The sequence below is a fragment of the Shewanella sp. SP1S1-7 genome, assembly GCF_031932105.1.
GTDB classification, from domain to species: Bacteria; Pseudomonadota; Gammaproteobacteria; order Enterobacterales; family Shewanellaceae; genus Shewanella; species Shewanella baltica.
The window spans coordinates 1-25,648 of the sequence record NZ_JAUOEU010000038.1 but is presented as its reverse complement, the minus strand read 5'-3'; the positions used below and the strand labels follow the sequence as shown (position 1 = coordinate 25,648).

The following is a 25,648-nucleotide window of genomic DNA, read 5'->3' as shown; positions in this document are numbered from 1 at the left end:
GCTAAGGTTATGACTCTATTTTGTGGTTACGAGCCGCTTCCCGGACTTGATTCTCTATTTGCAGATGGCCTTTTGCCGCTGTAATAGCTTGAACCGCGCGGGATTTAAATTCGCGGCGATATAAGGTCGCGACCACAAATAAGCTCGCCGAAATAAACAGTATCGGGTGCACAAACCAGCACAATACCGCCATCGAAAAGTAATAGGCGCGTAAGCCATAGTTATAAGAGTGCGCCGCTTGATCTTGTACCGTCGCCATCTGCCTTGCGTAGGCTTTTAGATTGTCGTTCGAGCCATCGCTGTCTAAAGGACCCGCGCCTATCATCACGTTCACAAAACCGTATTGGCGCATCGACCAAGTAAACTGGAAGAAGGCCATCACAAAAATACCGACTAACAGTGCGAGTTTGACTTGCACCAACGCATGATTCGGTGGCGTTGCGAAGGGAATCGTCGCAATCACACTTTCTAGTCGCTCAACTTGTGCAAATAAGGTCAGCACACCCGCGAGCACAAACAGGGTTGTCGAGGCAAAAAAGGCAATATTGCGTTCTAAGTTGGCCAGCAGCGCCGCATCACCCACGCGCACGCCGCGGGTCATCACCTCAAGCATCCAGTAAATTCTATGCTTATGCAGACCACGGGCAATACAGTCGGTATCTTTCGCCTTACGCCTGGCAAAGGCGGTATAGCCAGCCCAAGAAACGATAAACCACACCAATGCAGAAATATCTAACAACGAAAATGTCATAGCTACCTTGAGAAAGTGACCTTGAGAAAGTAAAAAAATCGGTTGATTGAATGGCGATTATGAAGGTTTTTATCTCCTAGGCGCAATCCCCTGGTATCACTTTGAAATCCATCCTATTCACAATTTGAAGTCGCTCACATTGGCTTTGAAGCCTCTTGCTGAGTGAGGCTCAGTTTGGGGGAAAATTCTTGTGAGGTAAGTTAGTTAGAAAGTGCGTTGGGGTAGTGCCTTGGAGCAGTGTGCTGAGCGAGTAAAGCTTTGTGGCTACATGACATCATCCGACAGCGGCTCGCCATGGCATTTGCTCACCGACACGCAGCGAGTTCGTCCGTGGATGCTCGACCGCCCCGTCCATGGGGCGGACGGTCGTCTCGCCCATTACCATGGTTTGCCTTTTGAACATCAGCGTAATCTGCTGATTCAAATGACTAGCGTTACCATGCCACGAATGGCCACTTTATGACAAAATTCTATTCCCCTAAACCCTTCATAAACCCGAAAGTGAGTTATTAATAACTGAACATCTAAACATTTAACTATGAGTCTTGTAATAGGTCTGAACTGCTGCTTCCAAGCTATCAACATATCGTTGAATCTCACCAACGGTGTACATCAAAAATCTGTCATTCATAAGAACTTTATTGCGGTAATTTACTGATATTCCTGATTTGTCGTCTTCAGCTCTGCGTATGGCTCGCACTCGCCTTTTCTCTCCATCAGACTTACTTTCTTTTCGAACTAAGATTTCTTTGTAGTCGGTAGCGACGCCATCGTTGTGAGTCATAATATTTCGGATAACTATGAGATGATCAAGATCTGCAATATCACTACCACCAATGATATTTTTTAAAACATAATGTGTTTTCTCAACTACGCCTAATTTTTTTTTGCTTTCGTATGTGTATTTACATAAGTGCGTCATAAGCTTTAGGCATTCACTCATGCGATGTTCGAAAAGCCCAAATATAGTAAGAAACGCTGAGCGTCGAGTGAGTTGGGCGATTAAATGTATGTATTCTGATTTTACCTCATCATGGTCATAACCAATACATGAGCCACATGAGTAATAAGTCTGCTCAAATGTGAAATCTTCACCACGTTCATTCGTTACTTCATCCCAGTATGTTCCTTCCGTTACTGCACCGGTTAAATCAACTTCCTTAATCGCTCGTACTACATTTTTTTCAGCCTGCTCAGCAAGCATTTTCATGATTGCTACTGATGAGGTAGCTTCCCAAAGGTTGAAAAATATCGGAAATGTAAGTATCGCCATATCAATATCCTTTATAAACATCCCGATCGAGGGTTTCGAAATTGGGATAACCAGAAGAGGAATAATACCTTATTCTTGAGTTCGCTGTTGCCACTGAGGAATAGCCAAGAGATAGGGCATGTATAACTCTTTCAATGTGAGAAGTTAACTCTGCCGTCTCGGAAGTTCATCGATCCCCTGCTAAGTTAAAGCTGGGCGTTGAAGAAAATAATGTGTGGTTTAACGAGACACCTATTGTTAAATTGGCAGCGTGCATAGAACTTTATTGAGAACTTTATTGAGACATCCATAGAACTTTATTGAGACATCCATTGTTAAATTTAGTGACAGGTATACTCGGGAATTAACGAGATTAAGTACTTGCATGAAAGTGACCGTTGGGCGGCAAGGATGCCGTCGTCGAGCCCTCAGGGATGAGTTTATGGCGTGTCACTGGAATGCAAGTACTTAATCTTTTTGCGAATCAGAAAAGAGAAAAATATGGAACATGCATAACTCTTTAAGGATTAACTGCCGACACAGAGACTACAGAAGTTCACCTTACCCTTCAAAACCAGTCTCAAATGCATGTAACTTCGCAAGGGGCGTCTTGGCTGCTAGTGAAAACAAGAGCAAGGAAGATAGGACGAGCAGTCCTCCTTGGTCGACTTTTTATTAAAAATTAAGGGGTGAAGCCCCACGACTTTGATTTTAATTAATGTAATAAAAAAGCCAGACTCAGTCTGGCTTTTGTTCAACTCTCACAGGTGAGAGAGCTTATTCTTCGCTATCACCCAGTGACAGCAGGGTCGCATTACCACCGATAGCGGTGATGTTGTTAGTGCGAGTCTTTTCAGTCACGAAGCGAGTTAAGTAGTGTGGGCCACCGGCTTTAGGGCCAGTACCAGACAGGCCTTGACCGCCGAAAGGCTGTACGCCAACCACAGCGCCGATTTGGTTACGGTTGATGTAGACGTTACCTACGTTAACCTTGTCAGCTACTTCGAGGGCATGGCCTTCGTTACGGCTGTGGATGCCTAAGGTTAAACCAAAGCCTGTGCTGTTGATCTCGTTGATCACGTGGGCAAGTTCAGATGCCTTGTAGCGGATAATGTGCAGGATTGGGCCAAAGTGTTCTTTCTCAAGCACTTTAATCGAATCGATTTCAACCGCCGTTGGCGACACAAAGTGACCGTTCTCAGTGCCAGTAGGAAGCGGCATTTGCTTAATAAGCTTACCGACTTGCTTGATGTGGTCGATGTGCGCATCTAAGTTGGCTTTGGCGGTGGCGTCAATCACTGGGCCTACGTCAGTTTTCACTGAGCTTGGGTTGCCAATCACTAATTCATCCATTGCGCCTTGCAGCACTTCGATCACGCGATCGGCGATGTCTTCTTGGAGGAAAAGTACGCGCAGTGCTGAACAGCGTTGACCTGCGCTAGTGAATGACGATGAAACCACATCGTTAACCACTTGCTCAGGTTGCGACGTTGAGTCCACTACCATGGCATTTTGACCGCCAGTTTCGGCGATTAAAGGAATAATCGCGCCATCACGGTTAGCCAGTGTACGGTTAATCAGTTTTGCCGTGCCAGTTGAACCGGTAAAGCACACACCACCGATACGTTCATCGGCCGTAATTGCGCTACCCACAGTCGCACCTGTACCCGGTAGGAATTGCAGCACCTCGACAGGAATACCTGCTTGGTGAGCGAGTTGCACTGCACGGTAACCAATAATCGAGGTTTGCTCCGCGGGTTTTGCGATAACTGTGTTACCCGCCGCTAATGCCGCTGACACTTGACCTAAGAAGATAGCCAGTGGGAAGTTCCATGGGCTGATACACACGAACACGCCGCGGCCTTGGAGGAACAGTTCGTTTAGCTCTCCCGTTGGACCAGGAAGCAGTTCAGGCTTCGCCATCATCTTCTTGGCTTGTACTGCGTAGTAACGACAGAAATCAACGGCTTCACGGACTTCGTCGATACCGTCTTGAATGCTCTTGCCCGCTTCACGGGTACAAAGTGCGATCAATTCTTCACGGTTTTCTTCTAATAAATCCGCTAGCTTTTGCAGTGCTGATGCACGGGTTTCAACTGGCGTACGTGCCCAAGAGGCAAATGCCGTTTCGGCGGATGCCAGTGCTTGTTCTATGGCCGCATCATCGGCAAAGGCCACTTGACCCACGGTTTGAGTGGTATCGAATGGGCTAACAACCGTTTTATGTTCGCCAGTTAAAGTTTTACCGTTAACCAGAGGACCTGCTTGCCATTGGGTATTTTTAAATTGTTCTAAAGCTGCGAAAAACGGCTCAGATTCGGAAATAATGTTCATATTGAGTCCCTTGGAATTTTTACGATCGCTACCGAAAATATCGGTAGGTAAAACGATTTTGTTGTTAGCCAGGGTTTTATAGCCCGTCAGGGTTTTGAGTGGGTGAACCACTAAAGACTCGATTGGGGTTTTAGGGTCGACCAGTTTATGGACGAACGAAGTGTTAGCGCCGTTTTCCAGCAGACGGCGCACTAAGTAGGGCAGCAGATCCTTATGGGCACCGATAGGCGCATAAATACGTACCGATTTGGCGCCAGCTTCCGACAGAATAGTGTCGTACAGCTCTTGTCCCATGCCGTGTAAGCGTTGGAATTCATGGTGACGATCGCCTGCCATATCGGAAATCGCCGCCACAGTTTGCGCATTATGGCTAGCAAATTGTGGATAGATAGCACCGCGAGTCGCATCCGATAGCAAGTAGCGGGCGCAGGCGAGGTAAGAAACATCGGTACCGGCTTTGCGAGTATAGAGTGGGTAAGCGGCTTCGCCTGCTTGTTGGGCCCATTTCAGTTCGCTATCCCAATAGGCGCCTTTTACCAGACGCAAGGGGATTTCATCACCTTGCTCTTTGGCAAGACGCGTTAACCAAACCAGTACGGGCAGGGCACGCTTAGAGTAAGCCTGCACCACTATACCGAGTAATCCCCAGCCTTTTGCCGCTTCTGAATTAAACAGTTTTTGGAACAGTTTAAGTGACAACTCGAGGCGATCGACTTCTTCAGCATCAATAGAAATACCGATATTTAAGCCGCGAGCCAGTTTTATCAGGCGGATAACTGTGTCGTACAGTTCAGTTAAAACGCGGTCTTCATTGGCCACTTCGTAACGTGGGTGCAATGCCGATAGCTTGATTGAGATCGTTGGGCGCGGTGATTCATTTTCGTTATAGCTTTGAGCACCGAGCTCAGTGATCGCATTGGCGTAATCGGTATAGTATTTTTCGGCATCTTTGCGCGTTAACGCCGCTTCACCCAGCATGTCGTAGGAATGGGTATAGCCTAACTTACGCTTGTCTTCGCTGTTCTTCAGGGCTTCTTTCATGTTGCGGCCCAGTACGAACTGCTTACCCATGATCTTCATCGCGGCCATCATGGCTTGGCGGATCACGGGTTCGCCGAGACGATTTACTAATCGGCTCAGTAAGTTGCTTGGGGTGCCATCGATTTTTTTATCGAGTTTGACGATTTTACCTGTCAGCATTAAGCCCCAGGTCGATGCGTTAACGAGTACAGAGTCACTCTTACTCATGTGCTCATCCCACTTAGCGCCTGAAAGCTTATCTTCAATCAGTGCATCGGCTGTGGCCGCATCGGGAATACGCAGCAGCGCTTCGGCTAAACACATCAGGATAATGCCTTCCTGTGTTTCTAAGCTGTACTGTTGCAGGAAGGCATCTATGCCAACCATCAGACCTTTTTTATCGAATTGACGAACCTTGTTAACCAGTTCGTGGGCACGACGAGTGACGCGCTCTATGGCTTCATCACTTGAGGGAACTAGTTTGATCAACTCTGACAAGTATTGTTCTTCATCGACAATGTAGTTGTCGCTGATCGCTTTGAACAGTTCGTCGAGATTGGCAGAATCGTAGCGGCCTGCCAGCACTTCACTCGCTTTGAACATAGTTATCGCTTCCATCTTGGCCGTTATTGGGGCGCTATTGTTGAAACAAATTGGGAGGCGCTAAACGCATTTGATATTTTGTATACAATATGAAGGTTTGCGCGCGCCGATTATACAACCAAAATGTGACGGACAACACTATAGCGTGAAAGATTGTGAAGCTTGTTTGATTGGCTTGTTAATAATACCAATCGTATTAAATATCTGTTCATTCAGCGGGAGTTCAACGCGCTTTAGACAAGGCGAAGGCTTGAAGGCATAGTGGTGCTCTGTCGAAAGCCTTAAACGCAGTATAAAGCGCGTTGAAACCCGCCCTTCGGGAGCCTCACAGGCATCCCACTCCCGTGTTGCATTGACTTAAAAGGGAATGACCATTTCTGCGTCAATGCGCCTTGGATTGAGATGCCTGTGAGGCTCTGAACTGATTAGATATTTAAGGTGATTGGTATAAGTCGATGTAACGCTTGATTGACAAAAAAGCCAGTGTTTGAAAACACTGGCTTTTGGAAGGTAAATTAAGACTTTTTGTGTGTCAGACTCACATCCAACGTTTTTTACTACGACGTTGTGGTCTGGGTAAATACACTAAAATAATGCCTAGGATTAAACCTAAACCTGCGATTAACCCACCTTGACGCCAAAGTTCAAAACGCTCGTCTTGGGCGGTGCGATCTACAGCATTCTTCAGTTGATCACGCTCTTGAGTGGTTTTGGCTAGGTTTGTTTCTAACTCGCTTAGCTTAGCCTTCAATTCGGTCACTTCGTCGGCGTGGTTATCCGTTGAACTTGATACTTCCGCTAGCTTAGCTTTAGCTTGTGCAAGCTCAGTGGTTAACGCTGGCACTTGTTCACGGAAACTCTGAGTCGAGCTGATTAAGTTAGTTTGTACCCAACCTTCACGGCCTTTATGGTCGATGATTTTAGAGTAATCACCTTGGGTTTCGTTGAGCAGTGTCACAGGTTGACCGGCTTCAATTGAGCCAAGAATTCGGAACTCAGTACCAGGACCACCTAAAAGATAAAGGAACACGTTATCCGAAATGTAACGGGATTGGCCTTCGGCCAGCAGGTTGGAAGACAGCAACATCATTCCTACCAGAGTCAGGAGTCTTAACACTTTTGTATTCTCATCAACGAAATAGTCTGCACATGCTAGGGATTTGAGGCCTGTAATGCAAGAGGGAAGTCATAGACTTCCCTCAACTTTACTGCATCCATGCTATGACCATTCCCTTTTCACTCAATCTTTCCTATGACCTTCTAGTCCTAGGCGCTAATGCTACTTAACTTCAGCAACTTATTTAGCGAAACTTCTTAATTAAAGATACCTTTAATCATGTAGAAGAAGATGATTGATAGGCCTGCGCCTGCAGGTAGGGTCACAACCCAAGACACAACGATATTACGCACTACACCGATGTTAATCGCTGCGATACCACGGGCCATACCCACACCTAATACCGCACCGACTAAGGTTTGTGTGGTAGAGATAGGTAAGCCTGTGCCTGATGCGATAACCACTGTCGAAGCCGCTGCTAATTCAGCCGCAAAACCACGACTTGGCGTCAGGTGAGTGATGTTTTTACCGATGGTTTGCATCACGCGCTGACCAAAAATCGCCAGACCCATCACAATACCTACGGCACCTAAAGGTAAAATCCACCAGACTAATGGCGATTTTGATGCAATTTCACCGCCGCTGTTAACGACAGAAACAACCGCCGCTAAAGGACCAATCGCGTTGGCAACGTCGTTTGAGCCATGGGCGAAAGCCATACAACAGGCTGTCAGTACCATCAGGATCGCAAACACTTTTTCAACGTTTTTGAACTGAGTTTGACGGTCAGTTTTGTCGCTCATTTTTAAACGTGAAATTGCCACTTTACCCACTAGACCAACCACAACCGCGATTGCGCCCGCTAACATATAAGCTTCAGCGCCGCTTAAGTGAATACCCACGTGGGATAAGCCCTTAAGGATGGTCACTAAAGACATCATAAAGCCAGCAAATGCCATATAGAAAGGCACATAACGCTTAGCATTACTCAATGGGTCATCAGTGTTGAAGATAAGTTTCTGTACGCTTTGGAATATGATAAATGCCATAAAGCCTGAGATTGCAGGGGTAATCACCCATGAACCTACGATACCGCCCACTTTACCCCATTCAACCGAATCAGTGCCTACACCAACAGCCGCGAAACCAATAATGGCGCCGACAATAGAGTGTGTAGTCGATACTGGCCAACCTAAAGCAGACGCGACGACTAACCAAATACCTGCCGCTAATAGCGAACCTATCATGCCGTAAACCAGCAATTCAGGTGTATTAGTGAAGTAACTGGGGTCAATAATCCCATTACGGATTGTACTGGTGACTTCGCCACCCGCTAAAAACGCGCCCGCAAACTCAAAGATCATCGCGATAATAATCGCTTGTTTGATCGTAATTGCGTTTGAACCTACAGAGGTTCCCATCGCATTGGCAACGTCATTCGCGCCAATACCCCATGCCATGAGAAAACCAAATGCAGCCGCAACGGCAATAAGCCACGGGCCATTGGTGACTAAGACGTTAGCCACCTCAATACCTGCATCAACCATATTGATACCTTGATAACCTTATTTGTTAAACGCGAGCCAGCATAAGCTCAAGACGTGAACCGACGCGTTCGGCGAGATCTGCAAGACCACCGACCCACTCAATCGTTTTGTATAGGAACATCACATCGACAGGATTCAATTCAGATTCCATGGCGAATAACTGACGGCGTAACTGAATTTGTAGATCGTCAGTATCTTCTTCGATGATATCGAGTTCGTTGATCATTTTTGCCACTAAGTCGACTTCACGACCACGGAAACCTGTTTCTAACAGATCTTCGAGTTCATTAATGACTTGTTTTGCTAGTGCTACCGCATCAATACAGCGTTGTAGATAAGCAATAAAAGGGACTTGCATGACCTGAGGGATTAACAGCTGACGGCCGATAACACGACCAGAAATATCTTTTGCTTTGTTGGCAATCTTGTCTTGTTGAGTTAAAAGTTCCAATAAATCTGTACGTTCTACTGGCATAAACAAACCGCTTGGCAGAGTAAGGCGAATTTCACGCTTCAGTGAATCTGCTTGCTTCTCGGCTAAACTAATTTGCTTACGTAATTGAACCGCACTGTCCCAGTTACCTGTGATAGTGGCTTCGAAAAAGGCGACGAGTAACGATGCACAATCGTGTACTTTGTCCATGTGCTCTTGAAGAGGCTTAATTGGCGATTTTGCAAACACGCCCAAAATAGAGTTTACTGGCATTGCCGTTTACCTATTTAGATTGTTCCATTATTGGAAAAAGCGGGCGCATGTTAACCTATGCGTCCGCGTATTGAAACTGTGTTTTTTCAGAAAAAACGACAGCTTTATTCTAACGGGTTATATACCAACTGCAAAACCAAATCCTACGGGATTTTTATGACACATTTGTGACATTATGAACTAAAGATGACGCATCAATGAATGTTTGATGACAAAATGAGCGGTAACGCAATGAATGCTGAGATTGAATTAAAACTGTTTTTCCTGCCGATATATCAAGAATCCCTGATAAATAAGTTAGATAGTCTCGACAATGCCGTACCTCAAGGTAAACGTCGTTTGGCGAATGGTTACTTCGACACCCCTGACTTACAACTGCGTCAGTGGGACATGGGTTTGCGGGTGCGCGGTTACGATGCGCACAGGGAGCAGACCATAAAAACCGCAGGACAAGTCGTGGGCGGGATTCATTCGCGGCCCGAATATAATGTGACTATCCAAGCTGATAGCCCAGATTTAAGTCTATTCCCAGCCAGTATTTGGCCAGCCGATGCCGATTTAGCGGCCACTCAAGCCCAGTTGACCTGTATATTTCACACCGATTTTTATCGCCGCGCTTGGCATGTTCAGATTGATAATAGCGTGGTTGAAGTGGCGTTAGACATAGGTGAAATCACCGCTAATGGCCAGCAAGAAGCCCTTTGCGAGTTAGAGTTTGAACTCCTCAGTGGCGATACCGAAGCGCTACTTAAACTGGCAACGCAAGTGGCGAGTGTGGTGCCCGTGCGTTTAGGCAAAGCCAGTAAGGCGCAGCGCGGCTATCGATTGGCGGGTAAAGCTAAGCCGCTCGATTTAACCGCTTTAGAATTTCTGCCTCTTGCTGAACCCCGCGATTCTTCTACACAGGATTTAACCGCAAACTGCCAAATCTTGCTTGAAACCGCGCTTGAGCGTTGGCAATTATTAGAAAGCATGATTGCAGAGGAAAGCAAACCCGAAGCCTGTGTGGCACTGTGGTGGCGGATGCGCGCCTGTATTCGTCTACTGCGGATGACCTTAAGTCAGTTCGAATTATTGAATGTGACACTGTCGAGTCAATTCATGTCGATTGAAAAACAGCTCGATTTTATCGAGCAAGCACAGGCGCTAACCGCCTTGCTTGGGAGCCAAAGGGGCTTATTCGCAAAACTTGGCCAACATGCCCAAGTTAAAGCGCGACTCATGGCGCAGCTGAGTGAAATACATCTAACGGAACGTTTACTCTCCTTGTGGCAGCAAACTGAATATGGTCAATTACAGCTGGCGATTGTCGAGATTTTACTTAAGGTCAGTGCCGGTGAAGTGGATATCAGCAATCAGCCTAGCTTACGCCAGCATGCTGACCGCGCCCAGCAAGCTTCTTGGATGGCGATCGTTGAGGTAATGCCACTCAATACTGTCATGACTAGCGCAAATTACCTACAAGTGGCTGCAGTGCTTGATGAGAGCATCTTAGTTGGTCACGCCTATGGCAGTTTATATGAGGCGAAATCACGGGATGCATTTCGCGCACCTTGGCAAGATTTAGTGCTTGGGATTAAAACCTTAGCCTGTTACCGCGCGGTGCAGGATGCGAGCCGAGAGTTGGATATCGATTTAAATGAATGGCTGGAAGACAAACAGCAGAGTTTGTTATTTGCCATGGAGTCGACACGTCGTAATGCGATGCAGCAACAGGCCTATTGGTAGGGTTATGTTTATAACGTTGAACTGATCCTAAGTCTATTGACTGGCGCAGCACTGATTCTAGCTCGGCACTGAAAAATACTAAGGGCTCAATCCAATATGGATCGAGCCCTTTCTTTTGTAGATTGTTAGCCCATTCTTCGCTAAATCAGTTATTTCTGGTTTCGATAACCTGTTTAAGCTCTGCAATTTTTGCGAGCATTTGCGCTTGGTTCTGTTCCATTTTCTGCTGGTTTTCTTCCATTCTCGCTAAGGCTAATTCAAGCTCTGACTTTATTTCGGCTTTATGGGCCTCTTGGCGTTCCTGACGCTCAGTTTCATCGGGTGCGACAAATACCGACGCCATATAACCTGAGATCACCCCGAAAAAACTCACGCCGCTGACAATCACAATACCGCCTATGATATGGCCTGCTGTCGTCACCGGATAATAATCGCCGTAACCGACAGTCGAGATAGTGACTAACGCCCACCAAATCGCTTGTTCTGCGGTTTGGATATTAGCGCCTTCGGTGCCGCTTTCGACGATCAAAATGATCACTGAGGCTAAGGTCAGAATCGTCACCATGGCGACGAGCAAACTGGCTAAGGTGGCTTGTTTACGTTGTTTGATCAGCGGCAGCAGCAGTGAACGACTCATGCGGATCAGGCGTATTACCCGCAGGATTTGGAACAGCCGCGCCATGCGCAGGGCTTCAATTGCCGGAATACTGGCAATAAAATCAATCCAATGGTGCCGAATGAAAAAACGCTTATCGCGAGCACGGACCAACCCAATAAAGAAGTTGATCATGAAGATCATACAAATGCTGGTATCGACGAAAAAGAGTAAGCGGTAGGTTTCGCTATCGAGGCGGCCGAAGGTCATGACGAGCACTATGATCACCGACAGCAAGGATAACAGCATCATCGCCATTTCGAATGGTGAAGGGGTGCCAAGGGTGCGAAGTGACCATGGGGTTTTATCTGTCATGCCAAACATGATCCCTGTTAAGTGCGGCGAATATCTCAACTAAAGTAAAAGACTTTAGGCTATGAGTAAATTGTCTTAGTCAATAAAAGGGCTATTTGTCGATTAATCACGCCAGCCATTTATATAAAGGGCTGGCGCGTGAAGTGATTGCGGCGTTAGGTTTCATCCACAAAGTGAACTAAATCGTCGAGTACACGGCGTTTAATTTCTAGCTGTGAATCGGCGCTTAACCCATATTTTTCTGCCAGTTGCACATAATCATCGGCATTGAGTGACACGGTAAGGCGCGGACGCGATGGCCGCTTCGATACGCTCAAGCCCAAAATAGTGCGAATTTGATCCGAAGGGCTCACGCCTGCATCTAACGCGGCTTTACGAATTGAGTATTGAAATTTTTCATCGAGATCGAAAGCCACTTGCGTTGCCTTTGCGGCTTGTTGGTTCTTCAACCATTGCTCGGGGAGAGGGTGTTTGGTTTTACTCATGGCGTATTACCTATTGCTATCAACCGTTTCTAGCGCTTATCTGTGAGATTGTATTGGGATTATCGATAAAGTGCGAGCACGCACTTTATCTTATTTTTGGGTTATTTCGCTGGCCAGTAATCTCGAATATCCGTCAGTGGACGATATAGGGTCAAGACAACATCTGTGTCGCCACCTTCGTAGACTTCCACTTCGACGGCGCAGCTTTCGTCGTCATCGAGCAGTAAATAGTACTCGAAGGGCTCACCCGTGGCGCCATTGGCGTCTTGTGGTGGTTTTTGACCGCGGTAATCTTGACGATGGAAATAGCCAAAAGCGGCAAACGTCACTTGGTGATATTGCTTTCCAAGCCATTGTTCCAGTTGTTCCGCTAAGTCGGCCGGTAATATTTGAGTGGTTAACTCGGCATGACCCGGTTCATCGAACAGGGCGCTGAACTGCTCAAGATCGAATAACTGTTCCACTTGGGCGCGGGAAATCTTAATCGAAAAGGCGAGATAGGTTTCGTCGTCTTCTTCGATACTTAAAAAGAGTGTGTCGCTGCCATGACCTTTGAGTAACCATTCGGTTTGCTGTTTTCGTTCAGACTCGTAGGTATGTACGGCTTCGACCCTCAATTGTTGACCACGAAGTTGTGGTGGCAGGGCAAAACTGTCATCAATTGAGATCATGTCGCCCACATTGAGCTGGGATGGGTGATTGAGCTCGCGCTGTGGCGCTGCTTTCTTACCAAAAATACTATTGAAAAATCCCATAGTGACTCCTGCTGACTATGCTCGCGTGCGGCTTCAAATCGATTGGCTGCGGATCGTAACGGGCAATAGTGGTCAATTATTTTATGCGGATGAAACAAAAAAATGCCGAGGTCAGTAGGGGGTGATGATCCCACTGAGACTCGGCATTCGGTCAATCATTGCTTAGCTTTTACGTGCTTTGATTCGGTCTAGCACAGCATTTGCATTCGACTTTTGCTCACCAATACCTGCTTCGGCTAGCTTAGATTGCAGTGACTTGTCACTGTTTTCATCGGCTAAGGTTTCTGCCGCTTTCAGACGATCGTCAAACTGCTGCTGACGTGCCTTGATGCGCTCGAGTGAATCTTTAGCGTTCAGCAGCTTAGAGTTGCTAGACGCGAACGAGTCAGTAATGGTTGCCGTGGCTTTTTGCACGCTTTCAGTGGTTTTAACCATGCTCAGCTGACGTTGATAATCAGACAGTTGGCGCTCGGTTTTCTTCACTAAATCTTTCAAACGTGCAGCATGGGCGCTAAAGCTATCGTTGGCGCTTTGTTGCTCAGACAGCTCTTGATCTAACTCGGCAATCTTCTCTGCAATTTCAATTGCTAAGGCTTCATTACCTTTGTCCAACGCTTGAGTCGCATAACCTTCGTGTTCGGCAATCGAACGTTTCAGGCGGTCGATTTCACGGCTGGCTTGCATTTCTTTCGCCATGACATCGGTCAGTTCACGTTTAGCATTGGTTAAATGCTTTTCTGCGTCACGGATTTCCTGTTCGAAAATACGGGTTGAGTTTGCGTCAACGATGCCTTGACCCACTTCGGTAGCACCACTACGAAACGCTGTTAAAATTTTATTCAGAATGCCCATTTTGTGGCTCCTTATTTCAGATAATCGACCATTTCATCGATAACTTCTAAACAGTTATCGGATAAAACTGATAATTCTTGCTCGATTTCGAGCATGCTAGATTGTAGTGATAGCGCACCGTAAACTACGTATTTGTCATCAATTTTGGCAAAGGATGACAGAGGCATTGGAATGTTGAGCTCTAGCATGGTTTCAAACATTTCGCTGCGACGTTCTTGGTTTACTTCGTTCTCGCCCCACAGGTAACTGATGCAAAGAATCTGGTTATCCGTCACCGATACGAATACTGGGATTTCTTCACGGCCAACCACATTCACTTGCAGTACTTCGACTTCGCCATCAATAGGATAACAATCGAATTGAAAGCCGGTTTGGCTATTATTGCCAAGACTGTTGAGGTGATTGGCAAGGGTATGGATATTCATATTTGTCCTTATTGACATATTATGTCTGTGTTCAAAGATAGCACTGAGACATAATATGTCAAGCACTATCTCATCCTATTAAAAAAGATTCAGTCCCTGATTCTCGGACCAATCTTGCAAATGGTAGTGATACAGCTGCAACGAACCCAATTCATTGGGTTTTATTTTGGCGGCATCTTGATAAAAATTGGCTGGAAACTCAAAGGCACCATCCACTAAACCTAAGGTGAGCCAGTCATCTTTGATGGGTAGCTCAGTTAACTTAGCTAATCTGTGTTGTGCATCGAGTCCGCCTGCGGTGGCGATACTCCAGCCCCATTCGCCAAAACTGGGCACATTATGGTGGTACTGTTTGACGTCAAATCCTGCCAATGACAAGGTTTTTGCTACCGAAATAAAGGCCTTAGGGGCATGGTAAGGCGATGTTGACTGTACTGTCAGAGCGCCATCACTGCTCATAAGTTCCTTTAATTTACGGTAGAAATAATCCGAATATAGCTTATTAAGATCGGGATGGCTCGGATCGGGCAAGTCCACAATAATCGCATCGTATTTCACGCCTGTGGCAATCAGCTTATCGACGCCATTAAATGCATCGTCGTTGATCACAGTAACACGGGGATCGTTCAGCGCATTGCCGTTGAGCGTCAACATAGCGCGGCTCAAACGCTCGGGCATATCCGTATCGGGCGACTTAAATAATTGCACTAGTCCAACATCGAGATCGAGCAGCGTCACTTGCTCAGGCTCCCAGCGCAGCACTTGCTTAAGACCGAGTCCATCGCCACCGCCAATGATCAACACCTTGTTATGGCGAGCACTGGCGGCGAGTGTAGGGTGCACGAGAAACGCATGGTAGATGTGTTCGTCTATGCTCGAAAACTGTAAGCGACCATTGATGTATAACGCATAAACGGGCGGCAGACCGTTACCGCGCAGTCGCTCGGTGAAGGTCAACTGCTGGAAACGTGTCGCCTTGGCGTAAACCACTTTGTCTTTATAGAGCAAATTATTGAATTCTTGCTCCCAGCGTGGGCCGTGGATGGCTAACACGAGTAAAATGCCTGTCACGATAAAGTGCCCAGTTAAAAGCAGTTTAGGGCGGCGGATTTTAGGCCAGAAGCGCCAGATAAACACAAAACCCGCCAATAAGTTGAAGCTGGCGGTTAAGGCGGCGGCAAGTTGGATATCAATGGCAAGCATAAAGCCCACCCAAATGGCGGCACCTATGCCTGCACCTATGTAATCGGCGCCGTAAATTGTTCCCGCATTGTGCAGCAAATGCTCGTCAGAGAGTGATTGGCGCACCCTGGCGATCAGTGGGATTTCCATACCTATCATCAGGCCCAGTAACACGCCCCACACATAGGGTAGGTATTCGCTGAGTTTTTGCAGCGAGCCTATCATGCCGCCTTCGGGCAGTTGATCTGGCGGTAAACCTAAGGTGTTGGCAATCATTAAGGGCAGTTGTTGGCCGAAACCAATCACCGCCGCTGTGATTAAAATGGCGAGTGAGCCACAGAGTGCGACTGTGAGTTCTAAGATCACAAAACCAGTAAAGGCATCACGGATCTTACGGGCGGCGAAGGCACCTAGCCCCATGGAGACTATCATCAAGCCAATCATGGTGTAGATGGCGGCTTCTAATGCGCCTAAAATGCGCCCCGCATAGTGGGATAAAAGATATTCGTAAATCAGGCCGCAGCCTGCTAATACGGCCATGATGCCCAATAATAGGACATCGTCGAACCAACCTAGGCGGCTAGGTTTAGCCGCCGAGGGGGTTAAGCTGGTTTCTTGCATTCGATTAGGCCATCAGTGCCGTAAGGATAAGTGCGATAGCGATACTGATCGCCATTTCAACGGCGGCGATGCCGATATTGTGTTGTCTTTCTACTTCATCGGCTAAATCGATACGGGCTAATACCAGTTTCTTCACGACGAACAGCAGTAAGGAAAGCGCGATCAGCATGATGACTGAGAACACTAACCAGCCGATCACGTTAGTCACATAAGCCGTTGGATTGAATATAATAAAGTGGCTGGCAGCGTTAAAGCTCAGCGCCATGGCTATCATATAACCCGCATGACGCAGTGCTAATGCTGTATGACCTTGTACTAAGGCTTGCTGCATTGACGAGTCTTGATTGCGGCTTGCAAAACGGTTTTCGCGCCAGCGTGTCAGTAGCACTAACATCAACTGCGAAATCGCAAAGGCGCTGAAGATAGCGATAAAGGTATCTAGGGTTAAGTCTTCTGCCCATAACAACACGGCGCGGATGATAATCGCAGTGGCGATGGCAGCACTGGCATCGACAATTGCGACAGACACATTGCCTTTGATGATTTGCTCGTTCTTATCGAACTCGTTTAACGCAATCTTATCGTGGAGGAAACGACCCAGTTTAATCAGCACTAAGCCGAATAAACCGTAGGCGCTCATGCCAATGGCTTCATTCAGATAAGAGTGTGCGGCAGCACCAGTGATAGCGCCCGTGAGCACTATACCCAATGCGGCAACGGCGCCCGCGGTACTGATACCGAAGGCAAAGTTATCACGCTCCGCCAGTTCTTTACTGCTGTTAACTTTAACGCTCCAACCTTGCAAATAACGCATCAGCGTTAGCAAAATTACGGCTATGGTGAGATCGATAGCCAGAATGATGGCTAGCTCTGGTGTGATACCGAAATCCTGAAATAGTGTCATTGGAAATCCTTAGTTACTTGCCCCGGCGCACACTGCGGGTCGTGCGATTACTGGAATTACGGAAACTGCTGTCTTTTGCATAGTTAGAGCGGAACTTACTATTCGAACTCTTGCTTGCGCTTGTGGTGTTGCTAGCCTTAGGGGCGCTGGTACTTTCACGGGATAACGCCGTGCCACCGGTACGCGGTTTGGCATAAGGGCTGTCGAAGCGCTTGCCTTGGGAGTCGAAACGTTTTTTTGTTTGTTCGAAGGTCTTATTTTGCGCATCCGCTTGTTTGGGTGAGGTATAGCGATAACGGCCTACGTCATTGTAATAGCTGTAACCTCGGTTACCCGACCAACGATCGTAGGAAATTGGGCGATTGAACACATTCGAAAACATCGAATACATGCCATACCAAGCCCAAAACGACGTGCCGCTCGAATCGGTTTGCCAGCTACCATAAGATGGATTACCAACGAGTTGACTACCAGGACCAAAATCTTCACCGCCATTGGCTAATGTAGCGGCCTCACGGCTAATCGCATTCACGCGGGCCAGTTTGCCGTCGGACATATCGGCGACCACGTTGACAGGGTCGGACAACATATCGTTAAACAGGCTGGGATCTGCGGCTTGATAAAGATTTTCCGCTTCGGCCAGCTGTTGATCGAGATCGGCAAAGTTACTCGCTACTTTCGACTCATCTAATCGACGTTTCAGCGAGGTATACATGGGACCTTGGGTGCCAGAATCCTTTGCTAATTCATCAAGCAGAGGCGCTAAATCGGGTTTCTGCTGCTTTAACAGTGTGGTGTATTGTTTTAATAGGTTAGCGTTACGCAACTGGCCGTCATCGATCATCGTCGTGAGCGTAGCGAGGCGTTGCTGCGTGAGTTGTTGATACTTCGCGATTTTATCCTGTCTGTCATCGCCACAACCCGTCAGCGATAGCGTAACGGTTAAAAACAGTATCGATGTGAGAACACGGGTTAGCATTCCTGCCATGTTTTCTCCAAATGGTAATGAAATAAAACTCAAATACTTGCAGGCAATAATAATCTGCTTGCCCAATATGCCTGCCGCGCAGGTTATAGTACCCTTAAATGCCACAGATAAAAGGGGATACCTTTATTTGTGTGCTACATCAGGTAGCTGCAAGTCTCGTCGAACATAACATGATGTGGCGTCAATCTATATCATTTACGACATAATATGTCGATAGCTAAATTTGTTAGGGATTATTATGACCATGCAAAAAGACAGTAATAAGTCATTGTCTATTCTCGTTAATCAAACCGCTGAGCACAACTGGCTGCGGTTAGAGGAAGTATGGTCCGAAGGACTCGCGCAATTAATACCTGCCCAGCAGCAAGAACTCAAAACGGTTCTAGGGCTCAGTGATTACGTGGCGGCCCAGTTATGCCGACATCCCGAGTGGATTAACAGGCTGTTTGCCGGCGAGTTAAGCTTGATTGAGCGTAAAAACTTTGATCTTGAGTTACACGAAGTGCTGAGCAGCGCCACAACTGAAGAGATGGCAAAAGCCAGCCTGCGACGGTTTCGTAACTACCAAATGGTGCGCTTAGCTTGGCGTGACTTTTTAGACTACGCCAGTTTAGAAGCATCCCTGCTCGATCTGTCGGCGCTTGCCGAAGCGTTAGTGATTTGCGCCCGCGATTGGCTCTATAAAGATATGTGCGCCCAATACGGCACGCCGATGGACAAAGAAGGCAATGCACAGCCATTGCTGATTTTAGGCATGGGCAAGTTAGGCGGCCGCGAGCTCAATTTCTCCTCCGATATCGACTTGATTTTCACTTTCCCTGAACATGGTGAAACCGTCGGTGGGCGTCGCAGTTTAGACAATCAACAATTTTTTATCCGCATGGGACAAAGGTTAGTGAACTTGCTCGACCAAGTTACCGTCGATGGTTTCGTGTTCCGCGTGGATATGCGTTTGCGCCCCTACGGTGAAAGTGGCCCGCTGGTGGTGAGTTTTAGTGGCCTTGAGGATTATTACCAAGAACAGGGCCGTGATTGGGAACGTTATGCCATGGTCAAGGCGCGTGCGCTCGGACCTTGGAGCCATTTCTCCGATGAATTACACAGCCTGCTCAGACCTTTTGTGTATCGTCGCTATATCGACTTTTCAGCGATTGAATCCCTGCGAAAAATGAAGCAACTCATCGCCCAAGAAGTGCGTCGCCGTCATTTGACCGACAATATTAAACTCGGCGCGGGCGGTATTCGTGAGGTCGAGTTCGTGGTGCAGAGTTTCCAATTAATTCGTGGTGGCCGCGAGCCTGCGCTGCGTCAGCAGAGTTTATTCGGCGCTATCGATACGCTCTACAGCTTAGGGCAGTTTGAATATTTGGCGGTCGATGAGCTTAAACACAGCTATTTACTGCTGCGCCGAGTCGAGAATTTACTGCAAGCCATAGACGATAAACAAACCCAAACCTTGCCGAATAATCCGCTGGATTGGGCGCGATTGTGCCATGTGCTCGATATGGCCAACGAGGTCGATTTACGCACCCATATTGAAGCGGCGATGAGCAAAATTCATCGTCATTTTAAAGCCACTGTGGGCGGTGAAGAAGGCGAAGAAAAGGCCGAGCATTGGACAACGCAGCTGTGGCATGTGCAAGATATTGATGATGCCGTCGCGTTATTGGCCGAACAGCAAATCGACGATGACAAGCTGTGCCCTATGCTCAGCAGTTGGCGTGAGACTGTCACTAAGCGTTCCATTGGTCCACGCGGGCGGGAAACCTTAGATAAATTAATGCCAAGATTATTGGAAGAGTTGATTAATCAACAGAGTCCATCGGCTGCCTTTGAGCCCGTGTCTAAGGTGCTGGAGCAGATTTTAACTCGCACCACTTACCTTGAGCTTTTATGTGAAAACCCTGGCGCACGGCAACAGTTAGTGAGCCTGTGCTGCGCCAGCCCTTGGATTGCCGCGCAGTTGGCTAAGTTTCCCATGTTGCTCGATGAGCTTATCGATCCATCGCAGCTTTATGACACAACCTCCATCGATGATTATCCTAGCGAGCTGCGCCAATACATGTTGCGTGTGCCCGAGGATGATATGGAGCAGCAGATGGAAGCGCTGCGACAATTTAAGCTGTCACAACAACTTAAAATCGCCGCCGCCGATGTCACTGGGGTTTTACCTGTGATGCAAGTGAGCGATCACTTAACCTTTTTAGCCGAAGCCATTATAGAACAAGTGGTGATGCAGGCGTGGCAACAGGTTTCCGTGCGTCACGGCGTGCCCGCTCTCCTTGAGGGCAATGACACAGGTTTTGCCGTTGTTGGTTATGGCAAGCTCGGTGGAATCGAATTAGGTTACGGCTCTGATCTCGATTTAGTTTTCCTGTGTGAAAACAAAGCAGATAACAGCCAGACCAATGGTGAACGGCCGATTGAAGTTGGCCATTTCTACCTCAAACTTGCCCAGCGTATTCTGCATTTGTTCTCTACTCGTACCACTTCGGGTGAGTTGTATGAAGTGGATATGCGTTTGCGTCCTTCTGGCGCCTCGGGTTTGATGGTTAGTGAGATAGAACGCTTTGGCGAATACCAAGCTAACGAGGCGTGGACGTGGGAACATCAAGCCTTAGTGCGCTCGCGTTTTGTTTTCGGCGACAATAGCTTAGCGGTCAAATTTAGCCGAATTCGCGCCTCGGTATTGGAAAAACCACGGGATAAAACTGAGCTGCAAAAAGCAGTACGTGAGATGCGTCAGAAGATGCGTGATCACTTGCTCAAAGCCAGCGATGGCATGTTTGATCTAAAACAGAGTCCCGGCGGTATTGCAGATATCGAGTTTATCGCCCAGTACTTAGTGCTGGCTAATGCCCATGAGTATCCTGAGCTGACGATTTGGTCTGACAATGTGCGGATTTTTGGGGTGTTGGCTGAGCTTGAACTCTTACCTATGATGAGTGCCCAGCATTTAACCCAAACCTATTGCTTACTCAGGGATGAAAATCATCGACTGACTCTGCAACAAAAGGCGGGGCAGTTACCTGTGTTAGAGGTTGAGGAACATGCCGAGCGAGTGCTCAATATCTACCGTGCTGTGCTTGAATAGTACAGTCATCTATACAGTCATTTAAAGGGAGTAAGGCTGAAACGAATATCAGCCTTAACACCGCAAGAATGCACAATTTAGGCTAGAGTTTAATGAGAGCAGTTAGCAGAGAGCACCATGCAATTACCTACTATCCCTGAAAACGAGCTGCAACGTTTGGCCACGTTACGCGCACTCAATGTGCTCGACACCGATGCCGAGGAACGTTTCGATCGTATTACTCGGCTCACGCGCAGAATTTTCTCTTTGCCGATTTGTGTTGTGACCTTAGTGGATGCCGAGCGGCAGTGGTTTAAATCTCGCCAAGGATTGGAGGTGACTGAAACACCAAGGGAAATTTCATTTTGTGGCCATGCGATCAATCAAGACGATATTTTTATCGTAAACGACGCCCTCAAAGATCCGCGCTTTAGTGACAATCCTCTGGTGACCGAGCAGCCGCATATTCGCTTCTACGCTGGCTATCCCTTAACCATTCACAGGCAATATCGAGTAGGGACCTTGTGTTTAATCGGCACTGAACCGCGGGAGTTTACGGCTGAAGATATTGAAACCTTGACGGATTTAGGCGAAATGGTGGAGGCGGAATTACTCTCTATCGCGCAAAACACCTTAGATCCTTTGACTACGATTTCGAATCGGCGTGGATTTGAGTTACTGGCCCATCAGGCGCTGGCGAGTTGTCGACGTACCGAATCTGAGGCGGCCTTACTCTTCTTCGATCTCGATTTCTTTAAGGAAGTGAATGACAACTTTGGTCACCTCAAGGGCGACCAAGTGTTATACGATTTTGCCCATATCTTGATGACCGCTTTTAGGGAGTCGGATGTGATTGCAAGGCTTGGCGGTGATGAGTTTGTGGTGCTATTAAGTTTTGTGCATAGAGATACAGTCGATCGAGTGATTGAGCGTTTTAAGCAATTACTTGAGCAATATAATCAACAGCATCCTAAGCAACATAGCTTAGCGACCAGTATTGGTATCGCCCATTGGACGCCAGATTCTGATGTGAGCTTAGAGGATCTGTTAGATTCCGCCGATAAAGCCATGTATCAGGATAAAGCCGCGCACCACAGTGATGCGCCTTAAATTATGTGCCCTAAATGATGTGCCTTAAATAATATGTGCTTAAGCAAGAGGAAAAGGGAGACAATAATGTCTCCCTTTTCATTGGTTTTTATTCGGCGAACAAGCACTAAGCTGCACCATTAAGCCGTAATGAGCATGACCCAGTGTTGATATAAAGGTAAGCCAATTAACACGTTAATTGGAAACGTAATGCCGAGTGAGGCCAGCATAGCCAGTCCAATATTGGCTTCGGGTATTGCGGCTCGAATGGCCGCAGGCGCTGCGATATAAGATGCACTGGCACTTAATGCCGCTAGCACTAAAATGCTGCCAGAAGGTAAGTCCAACCATAATCCTACGGCGATACCGCACCAAGCCAATATAAAGGGCGTTACGGCGGCGAACACCAATAAGCGCCATTGTTTTAGTGGTAGCGGCAAACACACTTTGGCCGTCACTAAGCCCATTTCAAGTAAAAATAATGCCAGTAAAGTTTTGAATCCGCCTAGTAGCACAGGTGTGAGCGGCGCAAGCCCCGTTGGGCCGTAAAGCCAACCTATCACTACGCCGCCCACGAGTAAGACAACGCCGCGGCTGGTTAACGCTTCGTGCAATACGCTCGATTGAGTTTCATTCTTGGGTGATGTTTCAATTGCTTTTTTGGCGCTTAAGTACCTGTGTAGCCAGAGCATCACGATGATCGCCGGCAGTTCTAGTAGCACGAGATACAGGGTGGTTTCGGGCCTTAAGATCAGCCCTGATTTTTCCACCATAGCCATCACTACCGCAAAGGTTCCCGCGCTAACGGAGCCGTAATGGGCGGCAATGCTAATAGCATCAGTGTGGCCAATGCGAACCAGCCGAGTTAATACTGGGTATAAGGCCAAGGGGATAATAAAGCCTAAAGCAATAACCGCTAACAGCTCAGTGATCACTAAGTTTTGGGTGTGACCGTGGAGCGCCATTCCGCCCTTTAAGCCCAAAGTGAGCATTAACAGTATGGATAGGGTTTCGTAGATCGCGGGGGGGACTTTAAGATCTGACTTCACTAGGCCAGCTAACAAGCCTAAGACAAAAAAGGCAATGACAATATCGGGCATAAGTATCTCATTAAGTTTGATTTTTAAGCCGTGCAGAACAGGCTTAAATGTCGGGTGGTCCTGATGGCTGGTGATTTTGGACCTAATTGGTTATATTGAAAAATAAATTGTTTACCACGTAGGTATAGATAATTGTCTATGGATAAGCGTTCGTCATCGACTCAGCTTAAATTGCGGCACTTGAGTTTCCGTTTGCTGCAGGTGTATGTGCAAGTGGTGCGGTTAGGCAATATTTCCGCAGCGGCGAGGGCCTTGCATTTAACCCAACCCACAGTGTCATTACAGCTTAAAAAGCTGGCCGATGTATTGGGTGAGCCGTTACTCGAGAGTCGTGAAGGCCGCATGTTACCGACCTTGATTGGCAATGAACTCTACCGCGCAGCCTGCGATACCTTGAGTCGTTTTGAGGATTTCGATGCCTTTATGCAGCAGGCTAAAGGTGGCAGCGTTGGGCATGTCAATATTGGTATCGTCACTACCGCCAAATACGTGTTACCACGGATTTTAGGGGCTTTTTATCGGCAGTTTCCGCAGGTTAAAGTGACCTTAAATATAGGTAACCGTGCCCATGTATTAGGCCGATTTGAGCGCCAAGAAGATGATTTATATTTGTTTAGTCATCCACCTAGTGGCGATAACGTGCTATCTGCGCGGATCATTAAAAACCCGCTGCAATTGATTGCGCCAAAGGATCATTGGGCGGTGGGCCGTGAGCAAGTGAGTTTTAACAATCTTAAACATGAGCGTTTTATCGTGCGCGAGCCAGGTTCTGCCACCCGCTTGATGTTCGAGTCTTGGTGCAGCGGTCAAGGCATCACGCTCGGTGACACTATGCAAATTGAGAGCAATGAGGCGATACGCTTAAGCGTCGCGTCGGGCTTGGGGTTGTCGGTGATTTCGGCGCACACGCTGCAAGAAGGGCGCGAAAAACCGGCTATTTTGCCGGTAACGGGTTTTCCGCTCGAAAGTAACTGGTATCTGGTTGGCCGCAAAGATCGCCGCTTGCCCTATGCCGCCATGCAGCTGGTGGACTTTATGGCGGCGCATTTGGCCGAGTGTATCGAGCCAGAATGGGTTGCCGCCGATATCAGTGAACTGGCTATGCACTTTAATCATGCGCCGCAAACTCGGACTTAGCTGAGTTCATGTTTTTGATACTGAATGATTTTATTAAGTTAGAGATGTGGTTATACATTGAGGGTAACGTCTTTTAGCACATCTTGTGCGTTACCCTCTGGTTCCATTCTAAAACGAGATTTGGCTTCAAATCGAAAAGCGAGGCTTTTTGCCTTAAATCGAGACGACTTTACCAGGCGACTTTACACCTTAAAGCGCGTCAGTAGGTTGTTCAGTTCAACCGCTAACCTTGATAGTTCATGCGCCGATGCACTGGTTTGCTGGGCTCCCGCGGCGCTTTGGCTGGCGAGATCGCTAATGTTCACAATGTTTTTATCGACTTCTCGGGCGACTTTCGCTTGTTCTTCTGCGGCGCTTGCGATGACCATATTGCTGTTATTCATCGTACTGATTTGAGTGTTAATCGTGTTTAATGCATCCCCAGCGAGCCTGGCGACAGCGAGTGCTTGCTCCGCTTTTTGACCACTGTGCTGCATCGATAGTACAGCGGTTTCGGTGCCGTGCTGGATCTTGTTGATCATGTCTTCAATCTCGCGGGTCGACGACTGAGTGCGGTGGGCTAGTGCACGCACTTCATCGGCAACGACCGCAAAACCACGGCCAGTATCGCCCGCTCGTGCCGCTTCAATGGCTGCGTTGAGGGCCAGTAAATTCGTTTGTTCTGCAATCGCGCGGATCACATCTATAACTTTGCCAATATCGACAGCTTGCATGGCTAAGGTTTGGACAATTTGCGAACTTTGCGTCACATCCTGATTCATGTCGATAATGGCGGCGACGGTTTGATCTACTTGTTTTTTACCTAATTCAGTATTGCGGGCGGTTTCTTCTGAGGCTTCTGAAGCGAGGATTGCGGTATTGGCGACTTCATCCACCGCCGAACTCATCTCGGTAATTGCGGTTGCAGCCTGTTGTATTTCATCATTTTGTTGTTGTATACCGCGGGATGCATCTTCAGTCACAGAATTGAGTTCCTCGGCGGCGGAGGCGAGCTGGTTAGAGGAGTTTGCGATGTGGGATAAGGTATCGCGCAGGTTCTGCTGCATTTTTGCTAGTGCTTGCATCAGTT

The 25,648-nt window shown here is 47.5% G+C and carries 21 protein-coding genes; 5 read left to right on the top strand and 16 right to left on the bottom strand.

The annotated features are described in order from the left end of the window. Nucleotides 1-7 precede the first annotated feature (7 nt). Nucleotides 8-751, bottom strand: coding sequence for a DUF599 domain-containing protein (locus Q4Q49_RS20135; RefSeq protein ID WP_063883826.1), 744 nt, complete (start codon nucleotides 749-751; stop codon nucleotides 8-10). A 268-nt stretch (nucleotides 752-1,019) separates the two neighbouring features. Here Q4Q49_RS20135 and Q4Q49_RS20130 point away from each other — a divergent pair, with 268 nt between their 5' ends. Beyond that, nucleotides 1,020-1,214 carry a hypothetical protein gene (locus tag Q4Q49_RS20130; RefSeq protein ID WP_312000267.1) on the top strand — a complete coding sequence of 65 codons (195 nt, stop codon included), beginning with the start codon at nucleotides 1,020-1,022 and terminating at the stop codon, nucleotides 1,212-1,214. Between the two features lie 69 nt (nucleotides 1,215-1,283). Here the strand turns inward: Q4Q49_RS20130 and Q4Q49_RS20125 are convergent, their stop codons facing one another. The 5 genes from Q4Q49_RS20125 to Q4Q49_RS20105 form a co-directional block, all read right to left on the bottom strand. After that, nucleotides 1,284-2,024 (bottom strand): hypothetical protein, encoded by a 741-nt coding sequence (locus Q4Q49_RS20125; RefSeq protein WP_259483508.1) that lies wholly within the window; start codon nucleotides 2,022-2,024, stop codon nucleotides 1,284-1,286. Nucleotides 2,025-2,780: 756 nt separating this feature from the next. Next, nucleotides 2,781-5,975 (bottom strand): bifunctional proline dehydrogenase/L-glutamate gamma-semialdehyde dehydrogenase PutA, encoded by a 3,195-nt coding sequence (gene putA, locus Q4Q49_RS20120; protein ID WP_312000266.1) that lies wholly within the window; start codon nucleotides 5,973-5,975, stop codon nucleotides 2,781-2,783. A 523-nt stretch (nucleotides 5,976-6,498) separates the two neighbouring features. Beyond that, nucleotides 6,499-7,047 (bottom strand): TIGR04211 family SH3 domain-containing protein, encoded by a 549-nt coding sequence (locus tag Q4Q49_RS20115; RefSeq protein WP_259216056.1) that lies wholly within the window; start codon nucleotides 7,045-7,047, stop codon nucleotides 6,499-6,501. A 227-nt stretch (nucleotides 7,048-7,274) separates the two neighbouring features. Then, nucleotides 7,275-8,564, bottom strand: a complete 1,290-nt coding sequence (locus Q4Q49_RS20110) for an inorganic phosphate transporter (RefSeq protein ID WP_006082932.1) — start codon at nucleotides 8,562-8,564, stop codon at nucleotides 7,275-7,277. 25 nt (nucleotides 8,565-8,589) lie between these two features. Then, entirely contained in the window at nucleotides 8,590-9,270 is a 681-nt protein-coding gene (locus Q4Q49_RS20105) for a TIGR00153 family protein (protein WP_006082931.1), read from the bottom strand. A 231-nt stretch (nucleotides 9,271-9,501) separates the two neighbouring features. Between Q4Q49_RS20105 and Q4Q49_RS20100 the strand changes: the two genes are divergently transcribed. Next, entirely contained in the window at nucleotides 9,502-10,998 is a 1,497-nt protein-coding gene (locus tag Q4Q49_RS20100; protein ID WP_312000276.1) for a CYTH domain-containing protein, read from the top strand. 145 nt (nucleotides 10,999-11,143) lie between these two features. Here Q4Q49_RS20100 and Q4Q49_RS20095 read toward each other — a convergent pair whose 3' ends face one another. The 8 genes from Q4Q49_RS20095 to Q4Q49_RS20060 form a co-directional block, all read right to left on the bottom strand. Next, entirely contained in the window at nucleotides 11,144-11,968 is an 825-nt protein-coding gene (locus tag Q4Q49_RS20095; protein WP_006082929.1) for an ion transporter, read from the bottom strand. 155 nt (nucleotides 11,969-12,123) lie between these two features. After that, entirely contained in the window at nucleotides 12,124-12,453 is a 330-nt protein-coding gene (locus tag Q4Q49_RS20090; protein ID WP_006082928.1) for a hypothetical protein, read from the bottom strand. A gap of 101 nt (nucleotides 12,454-12,554) precedes the next feature. Then, the gene (locus tag Q4Q49_RS20085) at nucleotides 12,555-13,208 is read right to left on the bottom strand and encodes a DUF4178 domain-containing protein (RefSeq protein WP_006082927.1); all 654 of its coding nucleotides are present in this window, start codon (nucleotides 13,206-13,208) and stop codon (nucleotides 12,555-12,557) included. 162 nt (nucleotides 13,209-13,370) lie between these two features. Then, nucleotides 13,371-14,060 (bottom strand): PspA/IM30 family protein, encoded by a 690-nt coding sequence (locus tag Q4Q49_RS20080; protein WP_312000265.1) that lies wholly within the window; start codon nucleotides 14,058-14,060, stop codon nucleotides 13,371-13,373. A gap of 11 nt (nucleotides 14,061-14,071) precedes the next feature. Beyond that, nucleotides 14,072-14,485, bottom strand: coding sequence for a DUF2170 family protein (locus tag Q4Q49_RS20075; protein WP_311889673.1), 414 nt, complete (start codon nucleotides 14,483-14,485; stop codon nucleotides 14,072-14,074). Nucleotides 14,486-14,563: 78 nt separating this feature from the next. Further along, the gene (locus Q4Q49_RS20070; RefSeq protein ID WP_311889672.1) at nucleotides 14,564-16,288 is read right to left on the bottom strand and encodes a polyamine aminopropyltransferase; all 1,725 of its coding nucleotides are present in this window, start codon (nucleotides 16,286-16,288) and stop codon (nucleotides 14,564-14,566) included. A 4-nt stretch (nucleotides 16,289-16,292) separates the two neighbouring features. Further along, a complete protein-coding gene (locus Q4Q49_RS20065; protein ID WP_006085958.1) occupies nucleotides 16,293-17,192 on the bottom strand; it encodes a DUF350 domain-containing protein in 900 nt (299 codons plus the stop codon). Between the two features lie 13 nt (nucleotides 17,193-17,205). Next, nucleotides 17,206-18,180: a hypothetical protein gene (locus tag Q4Q49_RS20060; RefSeq protein ID WP_312000264.1), complete on the bottom strand. Its 975-nt coding sequence runs from the start codon at nucleotides 18,178-18,180 to the stop codon at nucleotides 17,206-17,208. A gap of 238 nt (nucleotides 18,181-18,418) precedes the next feature. Here Q4Q49_RS20060 and glnE point away from each other — a divergent pair, with 238 nt between their 5' ends. Next, complete coding sequence (gene glnE / locus Q4Q49_RS20055; protein ID WP_312000263.1) at nucleotides 18,419-21,274, top strand: bifunctional [glutamate--ammonia ligase]-adenylyl-L-tyrosine phosphorylase/[glutamate--ammonia-ligase] adenylyltransferase; 2,856 nt, start codon at nucleotides 18,419-18,421, stop codon at nucleotides 21,272-21,274. Between the two features lie 117 nt (nucleotides 21,275-21,391). After that, on the top strand, nucleotides 21,392-22,363 hold the full coding sequence (locus Q4Q49_RS20050) for a diguanylate cyclase (RefSeq protein ID WP_012586901.1): 972 nt from the start codon (nucleotides 21,392-21,394) through the stop codon (nucleotides 22,361-22,363). 119 nt (nucleotides 22,364-22,482) lie between these two features. Here Q4Q49_RS20050 and Q4Q49_RS20045 read toward each other — a convergent pair whose 3' ends face one another. After that, entirely contained in the window at nucleotides 22,483-23,442 is a 960-nt protein-coding gene (locus Q4Q49_RS20045) for a sodium-dependent bicarbonate transport family permease (protein ID WP_312000262.1), read from the bottom strand. Nucleotides 23,443-23,580: 138 nt separating this feature from the next. On the opposite strand from Q4Q49_RS20045, the gene Q4Q49_RS20040 reads away from it, so the two are divergent. Then, entirely contained in the window at nucleotides 23,581-24,579 is a 999-nt protein-coding gene (locus tag Q4Q49_RS20040) for a LysR family transcriptional regulator (RefSeq protein WP_312000261.1), read from the top strand. A gap of 182 nt (nucleotides 24,580-24,761) precedes the next feature. On the opposite strand, the gene Q4Q49_RS20035 is transcribed toward Q4Q49_RS20040, so the two are convergent. Continuing rightward, nucleotides 24,762-25,648 (bottom strand): methyl-accepting chemotaxis protein (locus Q4Q49_RS20035; RefSeq protein ID WP_312000260.1); only part of this gene is annotated, 887 nt, incomplete at its 5' end.

What these genes read in the sequence shown, in the direction of transcription:
- Q4Q49_RS20090 (WP_006082928.1), bottom strand. Translation starts at nt 12,453, where the DNA reads ATGAGTAAAACCAAACACCCTCTCCCCGAGCAATGGTTGAAGAACCAA.
- Q4Q49_RS20070 (WP_311889672.1), bottom strand. Translation starts at nt 16,288, where the DNA reads ATGCAAGAAACCAGCTTAACCCCCTCGGCGGCTAAACCTAGCCGCCTA.
- Q4Q49_RS20105 (WP_006082931.1), bottom strand. Translation starts at nt 9,270, where the DNA reads ATGCCAGTAAACTCTATTTTGGGCGTGTTTGCAAAATCGCCAATTAAG.
- Q4Q49_RS20065 (WP_006085958.1), bottom strand. Translation starts at nt 17,192, where the DNA reads ATGACACTATTTCAGGATTTCGGTATCACACCAGAGCTAGCCATCATT.
- Q4Q49_RS20095 (WP_006082929.1), bottom strand. Translation starts at nt 11,968, where the DNA reads ATGACAGATAAAACCCCATGGTCACTTCGCACCCTTGGCACCCCTTCA.
- Q4Q49_RS20110 (WP_006082932.1), bottom strand. Translation starts at nt 8,564, where the DNA reads ATGGTTGATGCAGGTATTGAGGTGGCTAACGTCTTAGTCACCAATGGC.
- Q4Q49_RS20075 (WP_311889673.1), bottom strand. Translation starts at nt 14,485, where the DNA reads ATGAATATCCATACCCTTGCCAATCACCTCAACAGTCTTGGCAATAAT.
- Q4Q49_RS20080 (WP_312000265.1), bottom strand. Translation starts at nt 14,060, where the DNA reads ATGGGCATTCTGAATAAAATTTTAACAGCGTTTCGTAGTGGTGCTACC.
- Q4Q49_RS20040 (WP_312000261.1), top strand. Translation starts at nt 23,581, where the DNA reads ATGGATAAGCGTTCGTCATCGACTCAGCTTAAATTGCGGCACTTGAGT.
- glnE (WP_312000263.1), top strand. Translation starts at nt 18,419, where the DNA reads ATGACCATGCAAAAAGACAGTAATAAGTCATTGTCTATTCTCGTTAAT.
- Q4Q49_RS20050 (WP_012586901.1), top strand. Translation starts at nt 21,392, where the DNA reads ATGCAATTACCTACTATCCCTGAAAACGAGCTGCAACGTTTGGCCACG.
- Q4Q49_RS20130 (WP_312000267.1), top strand. Translation starts at nt 1,020, where the DNA reads ATGACATCATCCGACAGCGGCTCGCCATGGCATTTGCTCACCGACACG.
- putA (WP_312000266.1), bottom strand. Translation starts at nt 5,975, where the DNA reads ATGGAAGCGATAACTATGTTCAAAGCGAGTGAAGTGCTGGCAGGCCGC.
- Q4Q49_RS20060 (WP_312000264.1), bottom strand. Translation starts at nt 18,180, where the DNA reads ATGGCAGGAATGCTAACCCGTGTTCTCACATCGATACTGTTTTTAACC.
- Q4Q49_RS20045 (WP_312000262.1), bottom strand. Translation starts at nt 23,442, where the DNA reads ATGCCCGATATTGTCATTGCCTTTTTTGTCTTAGGCTTGTTAGCTGGC.
- Q4Q49_RS20135 (WP_063883826.1), bottom strand. Translation starts at nt 751, where the DNA reads ATGACATTTTCGTTGTTAGATATTTCTGCATTGGTGTGGTTTATCGTT.
- Q4Q49_RS20085 (WP_006082927.1), bottom strand. Translation starts at nt 13,208, where the DNA reads ATGGGATTTTTCAATAGTATTTTTGGTAAGAAAGCAGCGCCACAGCGC.
- Q4Q49_RS20115 (WP_259216056.1), bottom strand. Translation starts at nt 7,047, where the DNA reads ATGTTGCTGTCTTCCAACCTGCTGGCCGAAGGCCAATCCCGTTACATT.
- Q4Q49_RS20100 (WP_312000276.1), top strand. Translation starts at nt 9,502, where the DNA reads ATGAATGCTGAGATTGAATTAAAACTGTTTTTCCTGCCGATATATCAA.
- Q4Q49_RS20125 (WP_259483508.1), bottom strand. Translation starts at nt 2,024, where the DNA reads ATGGCGATACTTACATTTCCGATATTTTTCAACCTTTGGGAAGCTACC.